The sequence below is a fragment of the Streptomyces sp. TP-A0356 genome (genome assembly GCF_001417775.1).
GTDB lineage: Bacteria > Actinomycetota > Actinomycetes > Streptomycetales > Streptomycetaceae > Streptomyces.
Genome location: NZ_BBZJ01000034.1, coordinates 1 through 13,728, shown reverse-complemented (window position 1 = coordinate 13,728; position 13,728 = coordinate 1). Strand labels below are relative to the sequence as shown.

Annotated in this window: 15 protein-coding genes and 1 tRNA gene; 7 read left to right on the top strand and 9 right to left on the bottom strand. The window is 70.7% G+C overall.

What is annotated here, in order from left to right; genetic code table 11:
* Positions 1 to 5 precede the first annotated feature (5 nt).
* A complete protein-coding gene (locus ASC56_RS32960; RefSeq protein WP_234377173.1) occupies positions 6 to 839 on the bottom strand; it encodes an ABC transporter permease in 834 nt (277 codons plus the stop codon).
* The gene (locus ASC56_RS32955; protein ID WP_055495264.1) at positions 832 to 1,632 is read right to left on the bottom strand and encodes an ABC-2 family transporter protein; all 801 of its coding nucleotides are present in this window, start codon (positions 1,630 to 1,632) and stop codon (positions 832 to 834) included. Before ASC56_RS32955 ends, ASC56_RS32960 begins: the two co-directional genes overlap by 8 nt.
* Before the next feature lie 199 nt (positions 1,633 to 1,831).
* On the opposite strand from ASC56_RS32955, the gene ASC56_RS32950 reads away from it, so the two are divergent.
* The gene (locus tag ASC56_RS32950; protein ID WP_055495263.1) at positions 1,832 to 4,249 is read left to right on the top strand and encodes a transglycosylase domain-containing protein; all 2,418 of its coding nucleotides are present in this window, start codon (positions 1,832 to 1,834) and stop codon (positions 4,247 to 4,249) included.
* Between the two features lie 109 nt (positions 4,250 to 4,358).
* On the opposite strand, the gene bcp is transcribed toward ASC56_RS32950, so the two are convergent.
* A complete protein-coding gene (bcp, locus tag ASC56_RS32945; protein ID WP_055495262.1) occupies positions 4,359 to 4,826 on the bottom strand; it encodes a thioredoxin-dependent thiol peroxidase in 468 nt (155 codons plus the stop codon).
* Between the two features lie 164 nt (positions 4,827 to 4,990).
* Here bcp and ASC56_RS32940 point away from each other — a divergent pair, with 164 nt between their 5' ends.
* From ASC56_RS32940 to ASC56_RS32930, 3 genes are all read left to right on the top strand, one after another.
* A complete protein-coding gene (locus ASC56_RS32940; protein WP_055495261.1) occupies positions 4,991 to 5,329 on the top strand; it encodes a DUF3618 domain-containing protein in 339 nt (112 codons plus the stop codon).
* A gap of 43 nt (positions 5,330 to 5,372) precedes the next feature.
* Positions 5,373 to 5,714, top strand: coding sequence for a co-chaperone GroES (locus ASC56_RS32935; protein WP_055495260.1), 342 nt, complete (start codon positions 5,373 to 5,375; stop codon positions 5,712 to 5,714).
* A gap of 242 nt (positions 5,715 to 5,956) precedes the next feature.
* Positions 5,957 to 6,040: transfer RNA gene (locus ASC56_RS32930), tRNA-Leu, on the top strand.
* 52 nt (positions 6,041 to 6,092) lie between these two features.
* On the opposite strand, the gene rdgB is transcribed toward ASC56_RS32930, so the two are convergent.
* The 4 genes from rdgB to ASC56_RS32910 all read right to left on the bottom strand — a co-directional run bounded on the left by rdgB (position 6,093) and on the right by ASC56_RS32910 (position 8,405).
* Positions 6,093 to 6,695, bottom strand: coding sequence for an RdgB/HAM1 family non-canonical purine NTP pyrophosphatase (rdgB, locus tag ASC56_RS32925; protein WP_055495259.1), 603 nt, complete (start codon positions 6,693 to 6,695; stop codon positions 6,093 to 6,095).
* A gap of 58 nt (positions 6,696 to 6,753) precedes the next feature.
* Complete coding sequence (locus ASC56_RS32920) at positions 6,754 to 7,152, bottom strand: hypothetical protein (protein ID WP_055495258.1); 399 nt, start codon at positions 7,150 to 7,152, stop codon at positions 6,754 to 6,756.
* A gap of 169 nt (positions 7,153 to 7,321) precedes the next feature.
* Positions 7,322 to 8,053 carry a ribonuclease PH gene (gene rph / locus ASC56_RS32915; protein ID WP_055495257.1) on the bottom strand — a complete coding sequence of 244 codons (732 nt, stop codon included), beginning with the start codon at positions 8,051 to 8,053 and terminating at the stop codon, positions 7,322 to 7,324.
* 118 nt (positions 8,054 to 8,171) lie between these two features.
* A complete protein-coding gene (locus ASC56_RS32910; RefSeq protein ID WP_055495256.1) occupies positions 8,172 to 8,405 on the bottom strand; it encodes a glucose PTS transporter subunit EIIB in 234 nt (77 codons plus the stop codon).
* Positions 8,406 to 8,597: 192 nt separating this feature from the next.
* On the opposite strand from ASC56_RS32910, the gene ASC56_RS32905 reads away from it, so the two are divergent.
* Positions 8,598 to 9,887, top strand: a complete 1,290-nt coding sequence (locus ASC56_RS32905; protein WP_055495334.1) for a PTS transporter subunit EIIC — start codon at positions 8,598 to 8,600, stop codon at positions 9,885 to 9,887.
* Between the two features lie 250 nt (positions 9,888 to 10,137).
* Positions 10,138 to 11,403 carry a PTS transporter subunit EIIC gene (locus ASC56_RS32900; protein WP_055495255.1) on the top strand — a complete coding sequence of 422 codons (1,266 nt, stop codon included), beginning with the start codon at positions 10,138 to 10,140 and terminating at the stop codon, positions 11,401 to 11,403.
* A gap of 202 nt (positions 11,404 to 11,605) precedes the next feature.
* Here the strand turns inward: ASC56_RS32900 and ASC56_RS32895 are convergent, their stop codons facing one another.
* Entirely contained in the window at positions 11,606 to 12,358 is a 753-nt protein-coding gene (locus ASC56_RS32895; protein ID WP_055495254.1) for an MBL fold metallo-hydrolase, read from the bottom strand.
* Positions 12,359 to 12,604: 246 nt separating this feature from the next.
* Here ASC56_RS32895 and ASC56_RS32890 point away from each other — a divergent pair, with 246 nt between their 5' ends.
* The gene (locus tag ASC56_RS32890) at positions 12,605 to 13,045 is read left to right on the top strand and encodes a type II toxin-antitoxin system PemK/MazF family toxin (RefSeq protein ID WP_055495253.1); all 441 of its coding nucleotides are present in this window, start codon (positions 12,605 to 12,607) and stop codon (positions 13,043 to 13,045) included.
* Positions 13,046 to 13,050: 5 nt separating this feature from the next.
* On the opposite strand, the gene ASC56_RS32885 is transcribed toward ASC56_RS32890, so the two are convergent.
* Entirely contained in the window at positions 13,051 to 13,611 is a 561-nt protein-coding gene (locus ASC56_RS32885) for a hypothetical protein (protein WP_055495252.1), read from the bottom strand.
* Positions 13,612 to 13,728 lie beyond the last annotated feature (117 nt).

Genomic DNA, 13,728 nt, shown 5'->3' with positions numbered 1-13,728 from the left:
GCCCCTCAGCTCCCCGTACTCCGGTACGAACGCAGTCCCGCGCGCCACGCCAGCCCCGCCAGCGCGCAGCAGCCCGCCGCGACCAGGGGCGGAGTGAAGGCGGCCCACCCCGGCAGGCCGAGCGGATACGGCCGCCCCAGCACGTACAGGGCGGGCAGCCAGTTGACGAAGGCGAGCGGCAGGACGAAGGTCACCCCGCGCACCAGCTCCTTGGCGAACACCGTCGGCGGGTACTGCAGCAGCGTGGTACCGCCGTACGTGAACGCGTTCTGCACCTCCGAGGCGTCCTGTGCCACGAACTGGAAGGCCGCGCCCGCCACGAACACCGCGCAGAAGATCAGGCCGCCGCTCAGCACCATCAGCGGGATCATCACCGCCTTCAGCGGGGTCCAGGCGATGTCGAGCGCGGCGACCGCGTATCCCAGGACACACACCCCTTGTGTCACCCGGCCGAGCCGACGCAGCCCGAAGCGGTCCGCGGCGACCTGCGCGAGGACGGGCGCGGGACGCACCAGGAGGGTGTCCAACGTGCCGTCGCGCACCCGCCGCCCCAGCCGGTCCATGGAACCGATCGCGAGGTCCGCGAGCCCGAAGGCGGTCGCCGAGAGGCCGTACAGGAAGGCGACCTCGGGCAGCCGGTAGCCACCGAGCACGTCGACCCGCGAGAACATCAGCAGGATCGCGACGAAGTCCAGCGCGGTTGCGGCGAAGTTGGCGAGGGTGCTCATCACGAAGGAGGCCCGGTAGGCCATCGTGGAGCGGATCCACATCGCGGCGACCAGTCCGTAGGCGCGCAGGCCTTCCCGCGCACGGCCGTACGACTGGGAGCTCTCAGCCACCCTGGACCACCACCCGCCGCGTCGCCGCCGACTGGAGCAGCCGCCCGGCCGCGAGCAGCGCCACCGCCCATGCCAGTTGGCGGGCGTACGTGGTCAGGGGGTCCGCCGCGCCCAGCAGGATGTCCGCGGGGGCCTGGATCAGCGACGCCCAGGGCAGGGCGCGCACGATCTCGCCGAGCACGCCCGGGAAGACGTTGAGCGGCAGCAGCATGCCCGAACAGAAGGTCGCGGTGATCCAGGAGATCTGGGCGACGCCCGCCCCGTCCATCAGCCAGAACGCGGTGAGCGCGACCAGGAAGCGGATCGCGAAGCTCACCACCGTGCCGAGCACGACGGCGACCAGGAACGCCAGCCAGGTCAGCGGGCGGGTGGGCAGGGCGAGCCGGAACAGCAGCGCGCCGGCCGCCATCGGGATCGCGCCCCGGGCCAGCAGCTGGAACAGGGCCCGGCCCAGGTCCCCGGCCAGCCACCACAACTGCAGATCGGCGGGCCGGTACAGGTCGATCGCGATGTCGCCCGTACGGATACGCTCGATCAGCTCGTCCTCGAAGCCGCCGCCCATCACCGAGACCGCGACGAGCAGCGCCTGACCGACCCACACGTACGTCAACGCCTGTGCCTGGACGTACCCCCCGAGGTGGGGCCGCTCGTGCCACAGGGCGAGGTACGTGTATGCCAAGATCACTCCGAAGACTGTGTTGGTGAACACCCCCGCCGCGGTCGCGGTCCGGTAGGTCGCGTACCGCCGGAAACCGCTGGCGGCGACGGCGGCGTACAACCGCCCTGTCCCCACGGCAACCTCCTTCGGCGCGAGCCGGGCGAAGCGCTGGAGCCTAGCGCCCGCACGAAGTGGCGTACCACACGTTTTTCCCAGGGACGCGTCCCTCGTGTCGGGAACGGAACGGAAGGTGCGACAGTCTTCTTCGGGGGACGCACATGGCGTACGAGGACGTACGGAACGTACGACGCGAAACGGGAGATCCGGCACCACGATGAGCGACGAGCCGCAGCCGCAGCACAGCAGCCAGGGCTTGGCACCCAGACAGCCCCAGCCCGCGGCCCCGGGGGCGCTCCCCGGTGAGGAGCCGAAGCGGCCCGGGCGCACGGGATGGCGTCGGCTGATCCCCACCTGGCGGACGGTGCTCGCCACCTGCGTCACCGGGCTACTGGTCCTCATCGGCCTCTTCGCGGTCGGCTACTACATGGTCAGGATCCCGGCGGCGAACGCGGCGGCGACCCAGCAGAGCAACGTCTACCTGTACGCGGACGGCAGCGAACTGGCCCGCGTCGGCCCGGTCAACCGTGAGAACGTGCAGCTCGCGCAGATCTCCAGGGCGGCCCAGCACGCGGCGCTCGCCGCCGAGGACCGCGACTTCTACTCCGAGTCCGCGGTCGACCCCAAGGCGATGGTCCGCGCCGCCTGGAACACCGCCACCGGCAAGGGGAAGCAGTCCGGCTCGACGATCACCCAGCAGTATGTGAAGAACTACTACCTGGGCCAGGAGCAGACCGTCACCCGCAAGGTGAAGGAGTTCTTCATCGCGATAAAGCTCGACCGCGAGAAGAGCAAGGACGACATCCTGGAGGGCTACCTCAACACCAGCTTCTTCGGCCGCAACGCGTACGGCGTCCAGGCCGCCGCGCAGGCGTACTACGGCGTGGACGCGAAGAACCTCACGGTCGGCCAGGGCGCCTACCTCGCGGCGCTGCTGAACGCGCCGAGCGAGTACGACGTGATCGCGCACCCCGAGAACAAGGGTGCCGCCATGGCCCGCTGGAACTACGTCCTCGACGGCATGGTCAAGAAGAACTGGCTGAGCGCGGCGGAGCGGCAGAAGGTGACGTTCCCGGCGCCCAGGCAGCAGGCCGCCGGGACGGGGCTGTCCGGCCAGCGCGGTTACCTCGTCCAGGCGGTCAAGGACTACCTCACCACCAACAAGATCATCGACGAGGACACCCTGGCGGGCGGCGGCTACCGCATCACCACCACCCTGCAGAAGTCCAAGCAGGACGCCTTCGTCAAGGCCGTCGACGACCAGGTGATGTCCAAGCTCGACAAGCAGAACCGCAAGGTCGACCGGTACGTCCGCGCGGGGGGCGTGGCCATGGACCCGGCCACCGGCAAGGTCCTCGCGATGTACGGCGGCATCGACTACACGAAGCAGTACGTCAACAACGCCACCCGGCGCGACTACCAGGTCGGCTCCACGTTCAAGCCGTTCGTGTTCACCTCCGCCGTGGAGAACGGCGCCCAGACGCAGGACGGCGTCACGATCACCCCGAACACGGTGTACGACGGCACGGACAAGCGCCCGGTACAGGGCTGGAGCGGCGCGGCGTACGCGCCCGAGAACGAGGACAACCAGTCCTACGGCCCGCTCTCCGTCCGCCAGGCCACGGACAAGTCCGTCAACGCCGTGTACGCGCAGATGGCGGTGGACGTCAGCCCGTCCAAGGTGGAGAAGACCGCGGTCGACCTCGGCGTGCCCGCGGACACGCCGGACCTGCACCCGTATCCGTCGATCGCGCTCGGCACGGCCACCGCGAGCGTGCTCGACATGGCCCAGGCGTACGCGACGCTCGCCAACCACGGCAAGCACGGTGTCTACACGCTGGTCGAGAAGGTCGCCAAGGACGGCACCCAGGACGTCCAGCTGCCGCAGCAGCAGACCCGGCAGGCGGTGAGCCGCGAGGCGGCCGACACGACCACCGCGGTCCTGCGGAGCGTGGTGGACAACGGCACCGCGACCAACGCGCAGGCCGCCGGGCGGCCCGCCGCGGGCAAGACGGGCACGGCGGAGGAGGACAAGGCGGCCTGGTTCGCCGGCTACACCCCGGACCTGGCGACGGTGGTGTCGGTGATGGGCCAGGACCCGGACACCGGCAGACACGAGTCGCTGTACGGCGCGATGGGCCTGCCGCGGATCAATGGCGGCGGCGCGCCCGCGCAGATCTGGGCGCAGTTCACGGGCGCCGCCCTGCAGGGCAAGGCGGTCAAGGACTTCGATCTCAACCTGCAGGCCGGCGCGGACCAGACGATCGAGCCCAGCACGGACCCCACGAGCCAGCAGCCGGGGGCCACGGGCACCCAGGACAACGGCGGCACGACGGGTGACCAGACCGTCCCGGGCCAGGACCAGGGCCAGACCCAGGGCCAGACCACCGGCGGCACACCCGGGGCGGACGGCACGACGGGCACCACGGGCACTCCGGGCACCGGCGGCGCGACCGGGACCGGGGGCACCAGCGCAACGGGCGGCACCACCGGGGCCGGGGGGACGACGGGCACGGGAGGGACTCCGCCGACGGGCGGCACCACCGGCGCGGGCGGCACCACCGGGGCCGGGGGGACGACCGGCACCGGGGGGACACCGCCGACGGGCGGCACCACGGGCGGGGCGGGGGCGTGAGGACGCGCGGCTCAAGGCCGTAGCGGCGCGGTTCACCGGCCCGCACCGGCACGCAAGCGGCCCGCACCGGATCAAGCCGGTGCGGGCCGTTCGTGCCGAGGGCGGACCGTCAGAGCTCCAGATCCTTGATGATCTTCGCCACATGCCCGGTCGCCTTCACGTTGTACAGGGCACGCTCGACCTTGCCCTCCTCGTCCACGATCACCGTGGAGCGGATGACACCGACGACCGTCTTGCCGTACAGCTTCTTCTCGCCGAACGCGCCGTAGGCCTCCAGGACCTCCTTGTCGGGGTCGGCGAGGAGGGTGACCTTCAGGGACTCCTTCTCGCGGAACTTCGCGAGCTTCTCCGGCTTGTCCGGGGAGATGCCGATGACGTCGTAGCCGGCGCCCGCCAGCAGCTCCACGTTGTCCGTGAAGTCGCACGCCTGCTTGGTGCAGCCAGGGGTGAGCGCGGCCGGGTAGAAGTACACGATGACCTTGCGGCCCTTGTGGTCGGCCAGGGAGACCCCGTTGCCGTCGGCGTCGGGCAGGGTGAAGGCGGGGGCGGTGTCGCCGGGCTGGAGTCGCTCGCTCATCGGAACCTCACGTGGCAAGGGGCGGATTACCCGACGAGCCTAATCCGCTTCCGGCCCCTCCATAGGGGTGCCGAGGAGTGTGTTCGGCCCGAAGCTGACAGACTGTCGACCACAGAAGCAGGAATTGCGCGGAACACGTCGCAAACGACCACGGAGGAAGCGCGGTGGCGGACACGTCGAGCACACCGGACACCAGAACTCCGGCGCAGATCGAGGCGGACATCAAGCGCCGCCGCGAAACGCTGGCCGAGACGCTCGACGAGATCGGCGTCCGGGTGCACCCCAAGACGATCGTCGGGGACGCCAAGGCCAAGGTCGTCTCCCACGTCGATCACACGCTCGGGCGTGCCTATGTCGGCGTCAACCGGGTCGTCAGCCAGGTGAAGGGGCAGCTGGTCACGGAGGACGGCGCGCCACGGCTGGAGCGCGTCGTGCCCGTCGCGCTGGTCGTGGTCGGGGTCGTCGGGCTGCTGGCCGTCGGCGCCAAGCGGCGCAAGCGCTGACCCGGCCGCGCACGAGGCCGTCGAGGGCAGGTAGGTTCAAGGCGTGAGCGAGAAGACCCACCACGACAAGTTGCCCATCCGGATGCTGCACGACCGTGTGCTCGTGCGGCAGGACGCCGCGGAGGGCGAACGCCGGTCCGGCGGCGGCATCCTGATCCCCGCGACCGCGGCCGTCGGCCGCCGCCTCGCCTGGGCCGAGGTCGTCGCGGTCGGGCAGAACGTGCGGACCGTGGAGCCGGGCGACCGGGTCCTGTTCGACCCGGAGGACCGGGCCGAGGTCGAGGTGCGCGGGACCGCGTACGTCCTGATGCGCGAACGCGACCTGCACGCCGTGGCGGCGGACCGCTTCGAGGGGTCGGAGGACTCCACGGGCCTGTACTTGTAGATCACTCAGGCACTTGTAGATCACTCAGGAAGAGGGGCCGGTGACCACCGTCACGGGCCCCTCTGCCGTTCCCCTCCTGCTGTCGCGAGCATGTGGGGGGCTGAAGGCGGCGGCCGGGCGCTGAGACCGAACTGCCGTGCGGCGACGGCACCGTAGGACCGCCGGATGACGCGGTGCCCCTCGCGGCGCGACTCGGCCTGCCCGTAGACTGAGCGCCGCGGTCGCGCACGCCGACCGCGTGAGCGGCCGTGATGGAACTGGCAGTCATGCTGGGTTTAGGTCCCAGTGGGTTCACGCCCGTGTGGGTTCGAATCCCACCGGCCGCACGCGATCGATACGAGGGTCCACCCGGAGCGGGAACCGGGTGGACCCTCGTCGTCAGCCCAGCAGCTCCCGTACCACCGGCACCAGCGCGCGGAACGCCTTGCCGCGGTGGCTGATCGCGTTCTTCTCCTCCGGGGTCAGTTCCGCGCAGGTGCGCGTCTCGCCCTCCGGCTGCAGGATCGGGTCGTAGCCGAAGCCGTTCGTGCCGGACGGGGTGTGGCGCAGGGTGCCGCGCAGTTGGCCCTCGACCACGCGTTCCGTGCCGTCCGGCAGGGCCAGGGCCGCCGCGCAGGCGAAGTGGGCGCCCCGGTGGGCGTCGTCGATGTCCGCGATCTGGGCCAGGAGCAGGTCCAGGTTCGCCTTGTCGTCGCCGTGCCGGCCCGCCCAGCGCGCCGAGAAGATGCCCGGCGCGCCGTTGAGGACGTCGACGCACAGACCCGAGTCGTCGGCGACCGCGGGCAGTCCCGTCGCCCCGGCCAGTGCGTGGGCCTTCAGCAGGGCGTTCTCGGCGAACGTGACACCGGTTTCCCTGACATCGGGGATGTCGGGGTAGGCGTCCGCGCCGACGAGGTCGTGCGGGAGGCCGGCTTCGGCGAGGATCGCCTTCAGTTCGGTGATCTTTCCGGCGTTGCGTGTGGCGAGGATCAGGCGGGTCATGTCCCCCAGTATCGTGCGCCGCCGACGCCCGCCTCGCCGCACCCCCCGTGCCGGTCCGCTACGACGTGCAGACCTTCGTCAGCTCCCCCGCCGCGTCCGTGACCGGGCCGACGTCGGGGGTGCGGTCGCCGTTCCCGATGGCCTGGCGGACGTTCGTGACGGCCTTGCGGAGGTCGTCCACCGCCTTGTTGACGTCGACGTTGCCCGTCCTGTCGCCGATCTTGTCGAGGTTCTTCTCGATGGAGTCGAGGGAGGCGTTCGTCCGCGCCGGATCGTTCGCCGCGTTCTCGGCGGCCTGCTGGAGACCGGTGACGCTGTCGGCGATCGTGTCGGCGGTCTGCACGCAGTCGATCGCCTTGTCGACGACGTCGCAGCCGGAGCTCGCGCCCACGGCGGCGAGTACGGCGACGGCGGCGAACGCGGCGGTGGCAATGCCTCGGCGGTGGCGCGCGGCCATGGAACGGTTCCCTCCCCGTGGACGGTGCCGCACTCTCCCGTGGACGCGCCGGGCGATCCGGCGCGCCCGACGCTTCGGTGGTCGTACGGGGCTGCGAGCGGGCGCGCGGCACGTCCCGTGCGCCTGCCACCGCAACCGTGCGGCTATCCCTGAGAACGCCGAAGGGCCCCTATGCGGTTGCCTCCAGCTCCGTGCGCTGGATCGCCGCCAGTTCCTCGCAGCCGGCGGCCGCGAGGTCGAGCAGGGCGTTCAGCTCCTTGCGGTCGAACGGTGTCGCCTCCGCCGTGCCCTGTACCTCCACGAAGCGGCCGTCGCCGGTGCAGACGACGTTCATGTCGGTCTCGGCCCTGACGTCCTCCTCGTAGCAGAGGTCCAGGAGCGGTACGCCGTCCACGATGCCCACGGAGACGGCCGAGACGGTGCCGGTCAGCGGCTTCCGTCCGGGCTTCACCAGCTTCTTGCGCTGGGCCCAGGCCACCGCGTCCGCCAGCGCCACGAACGCGCCGGTGATCGCCGCGGTGCGGGTGCCACCGTCCGCCTGCAGCACGTCGCAGTCGAGGACGATCGTGTTCTCGCCGAGCGCCTTGTAGTCGACGACGGCGCGCAGGGAGCGGCCGATGAGCCGGCTGATCTCGTGCGTACGGCCGCCGATCTTGCCCTTGACCGACTCGCGGTCACCCCGGGTGTTGGTGGAGCGGGGCAGCATGGCGTACTCGGCGGTGACCCAGCCCTCCCCGCTGCCCTTGCGCCAGCGCGGCACTCCCTCGGTGACGGAGGCGGTGCAGAGGACCTTCGTGTCACCGAAGGAGACGAGGACGGAGCCCTCGGCGTGCTTGCTCCAGCCGCGCTGGATGGTGATGGGGCGGAGCTGGTCAGGGGTTCGGCCGTCGATTCGAGACATGGCCCCGAGCCTATCCGTAGCTGCGGAAGGGGCCCCTCCCGCGGCGGAATGGACCCCTTCCGAGTGAGCGCCTGGACCCGCCGGCGGTCCTCCGGGACCCGTTGGCGCGCCCGGCGCCTCACATCATGTCTTCGATCTCCGCCGCGATCGGGTCCGCGTCCGTGCCGATGACGACCTGGATGGCGGTGCCCATCTTGACGACGCCGTGCGCGCCCGCGGCCTTCAGGGCGGCCTCGTCGACCAGCGAGGGGTCGTTGACCTCGGTGCGGAGTCGGGTGATGCATCCTTCGATCTCGTCGATGTTGTCGATGCCGCCGAGCCCGGCAACGATCTTCTCAGCCTTGCTGGCCATGTCTTCTCTCCCTGATCCGAACCGCTTTGTCGCAGTAACCCACAGTTGGCCCAACTTTGCGAGCGGTCATGTCGTCCGTCCCCGAGGATGGCGTTCACGACGGCGCGACCGTCCCCCGACTGGTCTACACCACCTGAGGAACGGTCGCCAAACTGTGTGCCGGAGGACGCCGATGACCGGCTCGGGACGCCGATGAGTGCGGGGAGCCCCGCGGCGCCCGGCCGCGCCCGCGGGCACCGGCTGTTCCAGGGGCTGCAGAAGATGGGGCGCAGCCTCCAGCTCCCGATCGCGGTGCTGCCCGCGGCGGGCATCCTCAACCGGCTGGGCCAGCCCGACGTGTTCGGCAAGGACGGACTGGGCTGGACCGATGTCTCCAGGGTGATGGCGGGCGCGGGCAGTGCGCTGCTCGACGGCTCGCTCGGGCTGCCGATGCTGTTCTGCGTGGGGGTCGCCATCGGCATGGCGAAGAAGGCGGACGGGTCGACGGCGCTCGCGGCGGTCGCGGGGTTCCTCGTCTACTACAACGTGCTGCACCAGTTCCCGAACGACTGCGCGGGCGGGACGAAGGCACTGCCCGCGATCGGCTGCCAGGCGGCGGACCACTCGGTGACCGCCTTCACGTACCAGAATCCGGGGGTGTTCGGCGGCATCGTGATGGGGCTGCTCTCGGCGTTCTTCTGGCAGCGCTACCACCGTACGAGGCTGGTGGACTGGCTCGGCTTCTTCAACGGCCGCCGGCTGGTGCCGATCGTCATGGCGTTCGTCGGGATCGCGTTCGCGGCGCTGTGTCTGTGGATCTGGCCGCCGGTCGGGAGCGGTCTCGAGCGCTTCGGCGACTGGCTGGTGGGGCTCGGGGCGTGGGGCGCGGGCCTGTTCGGCGTCGCCAACCGGGCGCTGCTGGTCGTGGGGCTGCACCAGTTCCTCAACGTGCCGGTCTGGTTCCAGTTCGGCAGCTACACGAAGCCGGACGGGACGGTGGTGCACGGCGACATCAACATGTTCCTGGCGGGGGACCCGCACGCGGGGCAATTCACGTCAGGCTTCTTCCCGATCATGATGTTCGCGCTGCCCGCCGCCGCGCTGGCGATCACGCACTGCGCCAGGCCGAGCCGTCGCAAGGAGGTGGGCGGGATGATGCTGTCGGTGGCGCTGACGTCGTTCGTCACGGGCATCACGGAGCCCATCGAGTACTCGTTCCTGTTCGTCGCGCCGCTGCTGTACGCGGTCCACGCCCTGCTGACCGGGGTGTCGATGGCGGTGACCTGGGGCCTCGGGGTGCACGACGGCTTCAGCTTCTCCGCGGGCCTGATCGACTACGTGATCAACTGGAACCTGGCGACCAAGCCGTGGGCGATCATCCCGATCGGGCTGTGCTTCGCGGTCGTGTACTACGCGGTTTTCCGGTTCGCCATCACGACGTTCGACCTGAAGACGGTGGGCAGGGAGCAGGAGGAGGAGGTCGAGGACGTCACCGAGCCGTGATGCCACCGTCCCGCCTGGCCCCCTGATCCGGGGGCCTCTGCCATGTCCCGGGCCGGTACGGCGCGTAGCGCGGCGGTCGCAGGATCGCGGGTTCCTTATCCGCCCTTCATCTGCTACAACAGGTCTACACCACTGGGTGGTGTAGACCACGCGATACGCCCCGGTCGGGGTGCGCGGTCCCGTTCCGTCGGAGACGCCGCCGTCCCCCTTCCCCTGTCACCGGGCGGCGCCTTGCCCACTGGAGGAAGTTGTGACCACGGTCAGCGCCGCTCCCGCGGCCGAGAAGAAGAAGGGCGCCGGTGCGATGGCTGTACTGCAGCGCATCGGCCGCAGCCTGATGCTGCCGGTTGCGGTGCTGCCGGCTGCCGCCCTCCTGGTGCGCCTCGGCAACACCGACATGCTGGGCCGCCCGTCGTTCCCTTCGTTCCTCACGAAGATAGCGGGCTTCATGGCGGCCGGCGGCAACGCGATCCTCGACAACATGGCGCTGCTGTTCGCCGTGGGCATCGCGATCGGCTTCGCGAAGAAGTCGGACGGTTCGACGGCGCTCGCGGCGGTCGTCGGCTACCTGGTCTTCAAGAACGTGCTCGCCACGTTCACCGACAAGAACCTGCCGAAGGTGGCACAGGCCGTCGACGGCAAGGTCGTCATGGTGGACGCTCCCGTGGACGCCAAGGTCCTCGGCGGTGTGGTGATGGGTCTCGTGGTCGCCCTCCTCTACCAGCGCTTCTACCGCACGAAGCTGCCGGACTGGGCCGGCTTCTTCGGCGGCCGCCGGCTCGTCCCGATCCTGTCGGCCTTCGCGGGCCTGCTGATCGGCATCGTGTTCGGGTACATCTGGCCGGTGCTCGGCACGGGTCTGCACAACTTCGGTGAGTGGCTGGTCGGTTCGGGCGCCGTCGGCGCGGGCATCTTCGGCGTCGCCAACCGGGCGCTGATCCCGATCGGCATGCACCACCTGCTGAACTCCTTCCCCTGGTTCCAGGCGGGCGAGTACCACGGCAAGAGCGGTGACATCGCCCGCTTCCTGGCCGGCGACCCGGCGGCGGGCCAGTTCATGACCGGCTTCTTCCCGATCATGATGTTCGGCCTCCCGGCCGCGTGCCTGGCCATCGTGCACTGCGCCCGCCCGGAGCGCCGCAAGGTCGTCGGCGGCATGATGTTCTCCATCGCGCTGACAAGCTTCGTGACGGGCGTGACCGAGCCGATCGAGTTCACGTTCATGTTCATCGCGCCGGTCCTGTACGCGATCCACGCCGTCCTCACCGGTGTCTCCCTGGCGCTGACCTGGGCGCTGGGCATGAAGGACGGCTTCGGCTTCTCGGCCGGAGCGGTAGACTTCGGCCTCAACCTCGGCATCGCGACCAACCCCTGGGGCCTGGTCCTGGTGGGCCTGTGCTTCGCGGCGGTCTACTACGCGGTCTTCCGCTTCGCGATCACCAGGTTCAACCTGCCGACGCCGGGCCGCGAGTCCGACGAGGAGCTGGCCGAACTGCAGAAGGCCGAGGCCAGGTAGGAGCGCTACGCGGACAGGCCCCCGGGGGATTCCTCCGGGGGCCTCTTCGTGTGCGTGCGTGCGCGGGTCGCATGCGTGCGCGGGTCATGCGTGCGCGGGTCGCGTGCGTGCGCGGGCGATTCCGGCCGTCGCCGCCGTACGGCCCTGGATCTCGCGACTGGTTCTCGTACGGCTAGACCTCGTAGGGCTAGACCTCGTACGGCTAGATCTCGTACGACGCCCGGGGCGCCGCCAGGTCGACCGGCCCGGGGTAGACGGCACGGGCGTCCAGGAGGTTGACCTGGGGGTCGGTCCACGGCGGGATATGGGTGAGGACCAGACGGCGGGCTCCGGCGCGGGCGGCCGTCTCACCGGCCTCGCGACCGTTGAGGTGCAGGTCCGGGATGTTCTCCTTGCCGTAGGTGAACGCGGCCTCGCACAGGAGCAGGTCCGCGTCGCGCGCGAGTTCGTTCAGGGCCTCGCTCACGCCCGTGTCGCCCGAGTACACGAGCGACCTGCCGCCGTGCTCCAGGCGGATGGCGTACGCCTCGACGGGGTGGCGCACGAGTTCCGTGTGGGCGGTGATGGGGCCGATCTCGAACGTACCCGGCTTGACCGTGTGGAAGTCGAAGACCTCGCTCATCGAAGAGGCCGCGAGCGTGTCGCCGTAGGCGGTGGTCAGACGCTGCTCGGTGCCCTCCGGGCCGTACACCGGGATCGGGTCGGCGCGGCCGCCGTCGTGGCGGTAGTAGCGCGCGACGAAGTACGCCAGCATGTCGATGCAGTGGTCGGCGTGCAGATGGCTGAGGAAGATCGCGTCGAGGTCGTAGAGACCGCAGTGGCGCTGCAGCTCGCCAAGGGCGCCATTGCCCATGTCGAGGAGCAACCGGAAGCCGTCGGCCTCGACGAGGTAGCTCGAACAGGCCGATTCCGCGGACGGAAACGACCCCGAGCAGCCGACGACGGTGAGCTTCATAGAGCTGGAACCTCCGCGTGGCAGGAAGTGCAGAAGGCAGGGACGGGAGCGGTGACGGGGGTCGTGCGGTTCGTCGAGCGTAAGACGCAAAAGGGCGGGTCGCTCCTCCGCCAGGGGCCGTTGTGGGGGAACTCACCTGTGGTGTCACCGGTTCGGCTGGAACAAGGGCGTGCGGGGAGCACGACAGGGCGCACGGGCGTTGCGAAGGGCGGGCGACGCCATGGACGCGCCGGTACCGTCATCCACATGGACACGTCCTGGTGGCTGGCGCTGGCGGCGGTGGTGCTGCTCGCGCTGGTCGCGACGCTGGTGGACGGCTGGGGGCGCGGACAGCGCCGTCGCAGGGCGGCCACGCGTCCGCCGGGGCGCGCCCGCGTGCATCCGCGGCCGGCCGAGATCTGGTGGGCGAGCGTGCCGTACCGGGACCGGTCGGGCGGCAAGGACGGGCCGTGTCTGGTGCTGACGGTGCACGGGGACAGCGCGACGGTCGCGAAGATCACGAGCCGGTACCACGACGACCGGGCCGGCGTGATCCCGCTGCCCCCGGGGACGGTGGCCGACGCCCAGGGGCGGCCCAGCTTCCTGGAGACGGACGAGCTGTGGGACGTGCCGCTGTGGCACTTCCGGCGACGGGTGGGGGTGGTGGACCCGGCGTTGTGGGACCAGGTGCGGTATCTGGCCGGCTGAGGGCCCTACGGCTTGGTCACCGTCACCGTGACCGTCCATTCCTGGATGCCCAGGCAGGACCTCTGGCCGGGGCGCTTGGTGCACAGCGGACGGGTCGAGGTGAGCCGTGCCGTTCCGGGCGCGACCGCGTCGAACGCGGCGGTGGCGTTGCCCGGCTGGACGGCGATGCCGGCGTTGGTGGCCCTCAGCGCGCTGCCCGAGGCCCGGACGGAGGTCCAGGGCCGGTCCCTGGTGCCCTCCAGCGTGAGGCTGATCCGGCCGCCCGTCGTCAGGCAGACGACACGGCCCGTGTCGGCCGCGGTGAGCTGCACCTGGGGCGCGCAGGCCGTGCCGCTCGTGGTGCCGGACGGCGCCCCCGACGGCGGGACCGACGACGGCTGAGACGGGGTGAGCGACGGCGACCCCGAGGGTGCCCCGGACGCGGGCCCCGAGGCCGAGGCCGACGGTGACACCGAGCCGCTGCCGGCCGCCCCTGCACCGCCCTGGCTGCCGCAGCCCGCGAGGAGGAGGGTCGCCGCGACGGCGACGACGGTGGTGGTGGTCCGGTGGGGGGTCGTACGGCGCATGGGATGGCCGCCTTTCCTGTTCACTTGTTCCGATGTCCTGGGCCCGCGCGCTGATGGGACGTTTCTCCAGCGCATCAGGATCCCCACAGGGCCGCAACGGGGCCCGGCCGTCTTCTG

Bases quoted from the DNA above. Each gene is read 5' to 3' on its own strand.
- ASC56_RS32950 (WP_055495263.1), top strand. From the start codon at position 1,832: ATGAGCGACGAGCCGCAGCCGCAGCACAGCAGCCAGGGCTTGGCACCC.
- bcp (WP_055495262.1), bottom strand. From the start codon at position 4,826: ATGAGCGAGCGACTCCAGCCCGGCGACACCGCCCCCGCCTTCACCCTG.
- rdgB (WP_055495259.1), bottom strand. From the start codon at position 6,695: ATGACCCGCCTGATCCTCGCCACACGCAACGCCGGAAAGATCACCGAA.
- ASC56_RS32920 (WP_055495258.1), bottom strand. From the start codon at position 7,152: ATGGCCGCGCGCCACCGCCGAGGCATTGCCACCGCCGCGTTCGCCGCC.
- rph (WP_055495257.1), bottom strand. From the start codon at position 8,053: ATGTCTCGAATCGACGGCCGAACCCCTGACCAGCTCCGCCCCATCACC.
- ASC56_RS32910 (WP_055495256.1), bottom strand. From the start codon at position 8,405: ATGGCCAGCAAGGCTGAGAAGATCGTTGCCGGGCTCGGCGGCATCGAC.
- ASC56_RS32905 (WP_055495334.1), top strand. From the start codon at position 8,598: ATGAGTGCGGGGAGCCCCGCGGCGCCCGGCCGCGCCCGCGGGCACCGG.
- ASC56_RS32895 (WP_055495254.1), bottom strand. From the start codon at position 12,358: ATGAAGCTCACCGTCGTCGGCTGCTCGGGGTCGTTTCCGTCCGCGGAA.
- ASC56_RS32890 (WP_055495253.1), top strand. From the start codon at position 12,605: ATGGACACGTCCTGGTGGCTGGCGCTGGCGGCGGTGGTGCTGCTCGCG.
- ASC56_RS32885 (WP_055495252.1), bottom strand. From the start codon at position 13,611: ATGCGCCGTACGACCCCCCACCGGACCACCACCACCGTCGTCGCCGTC.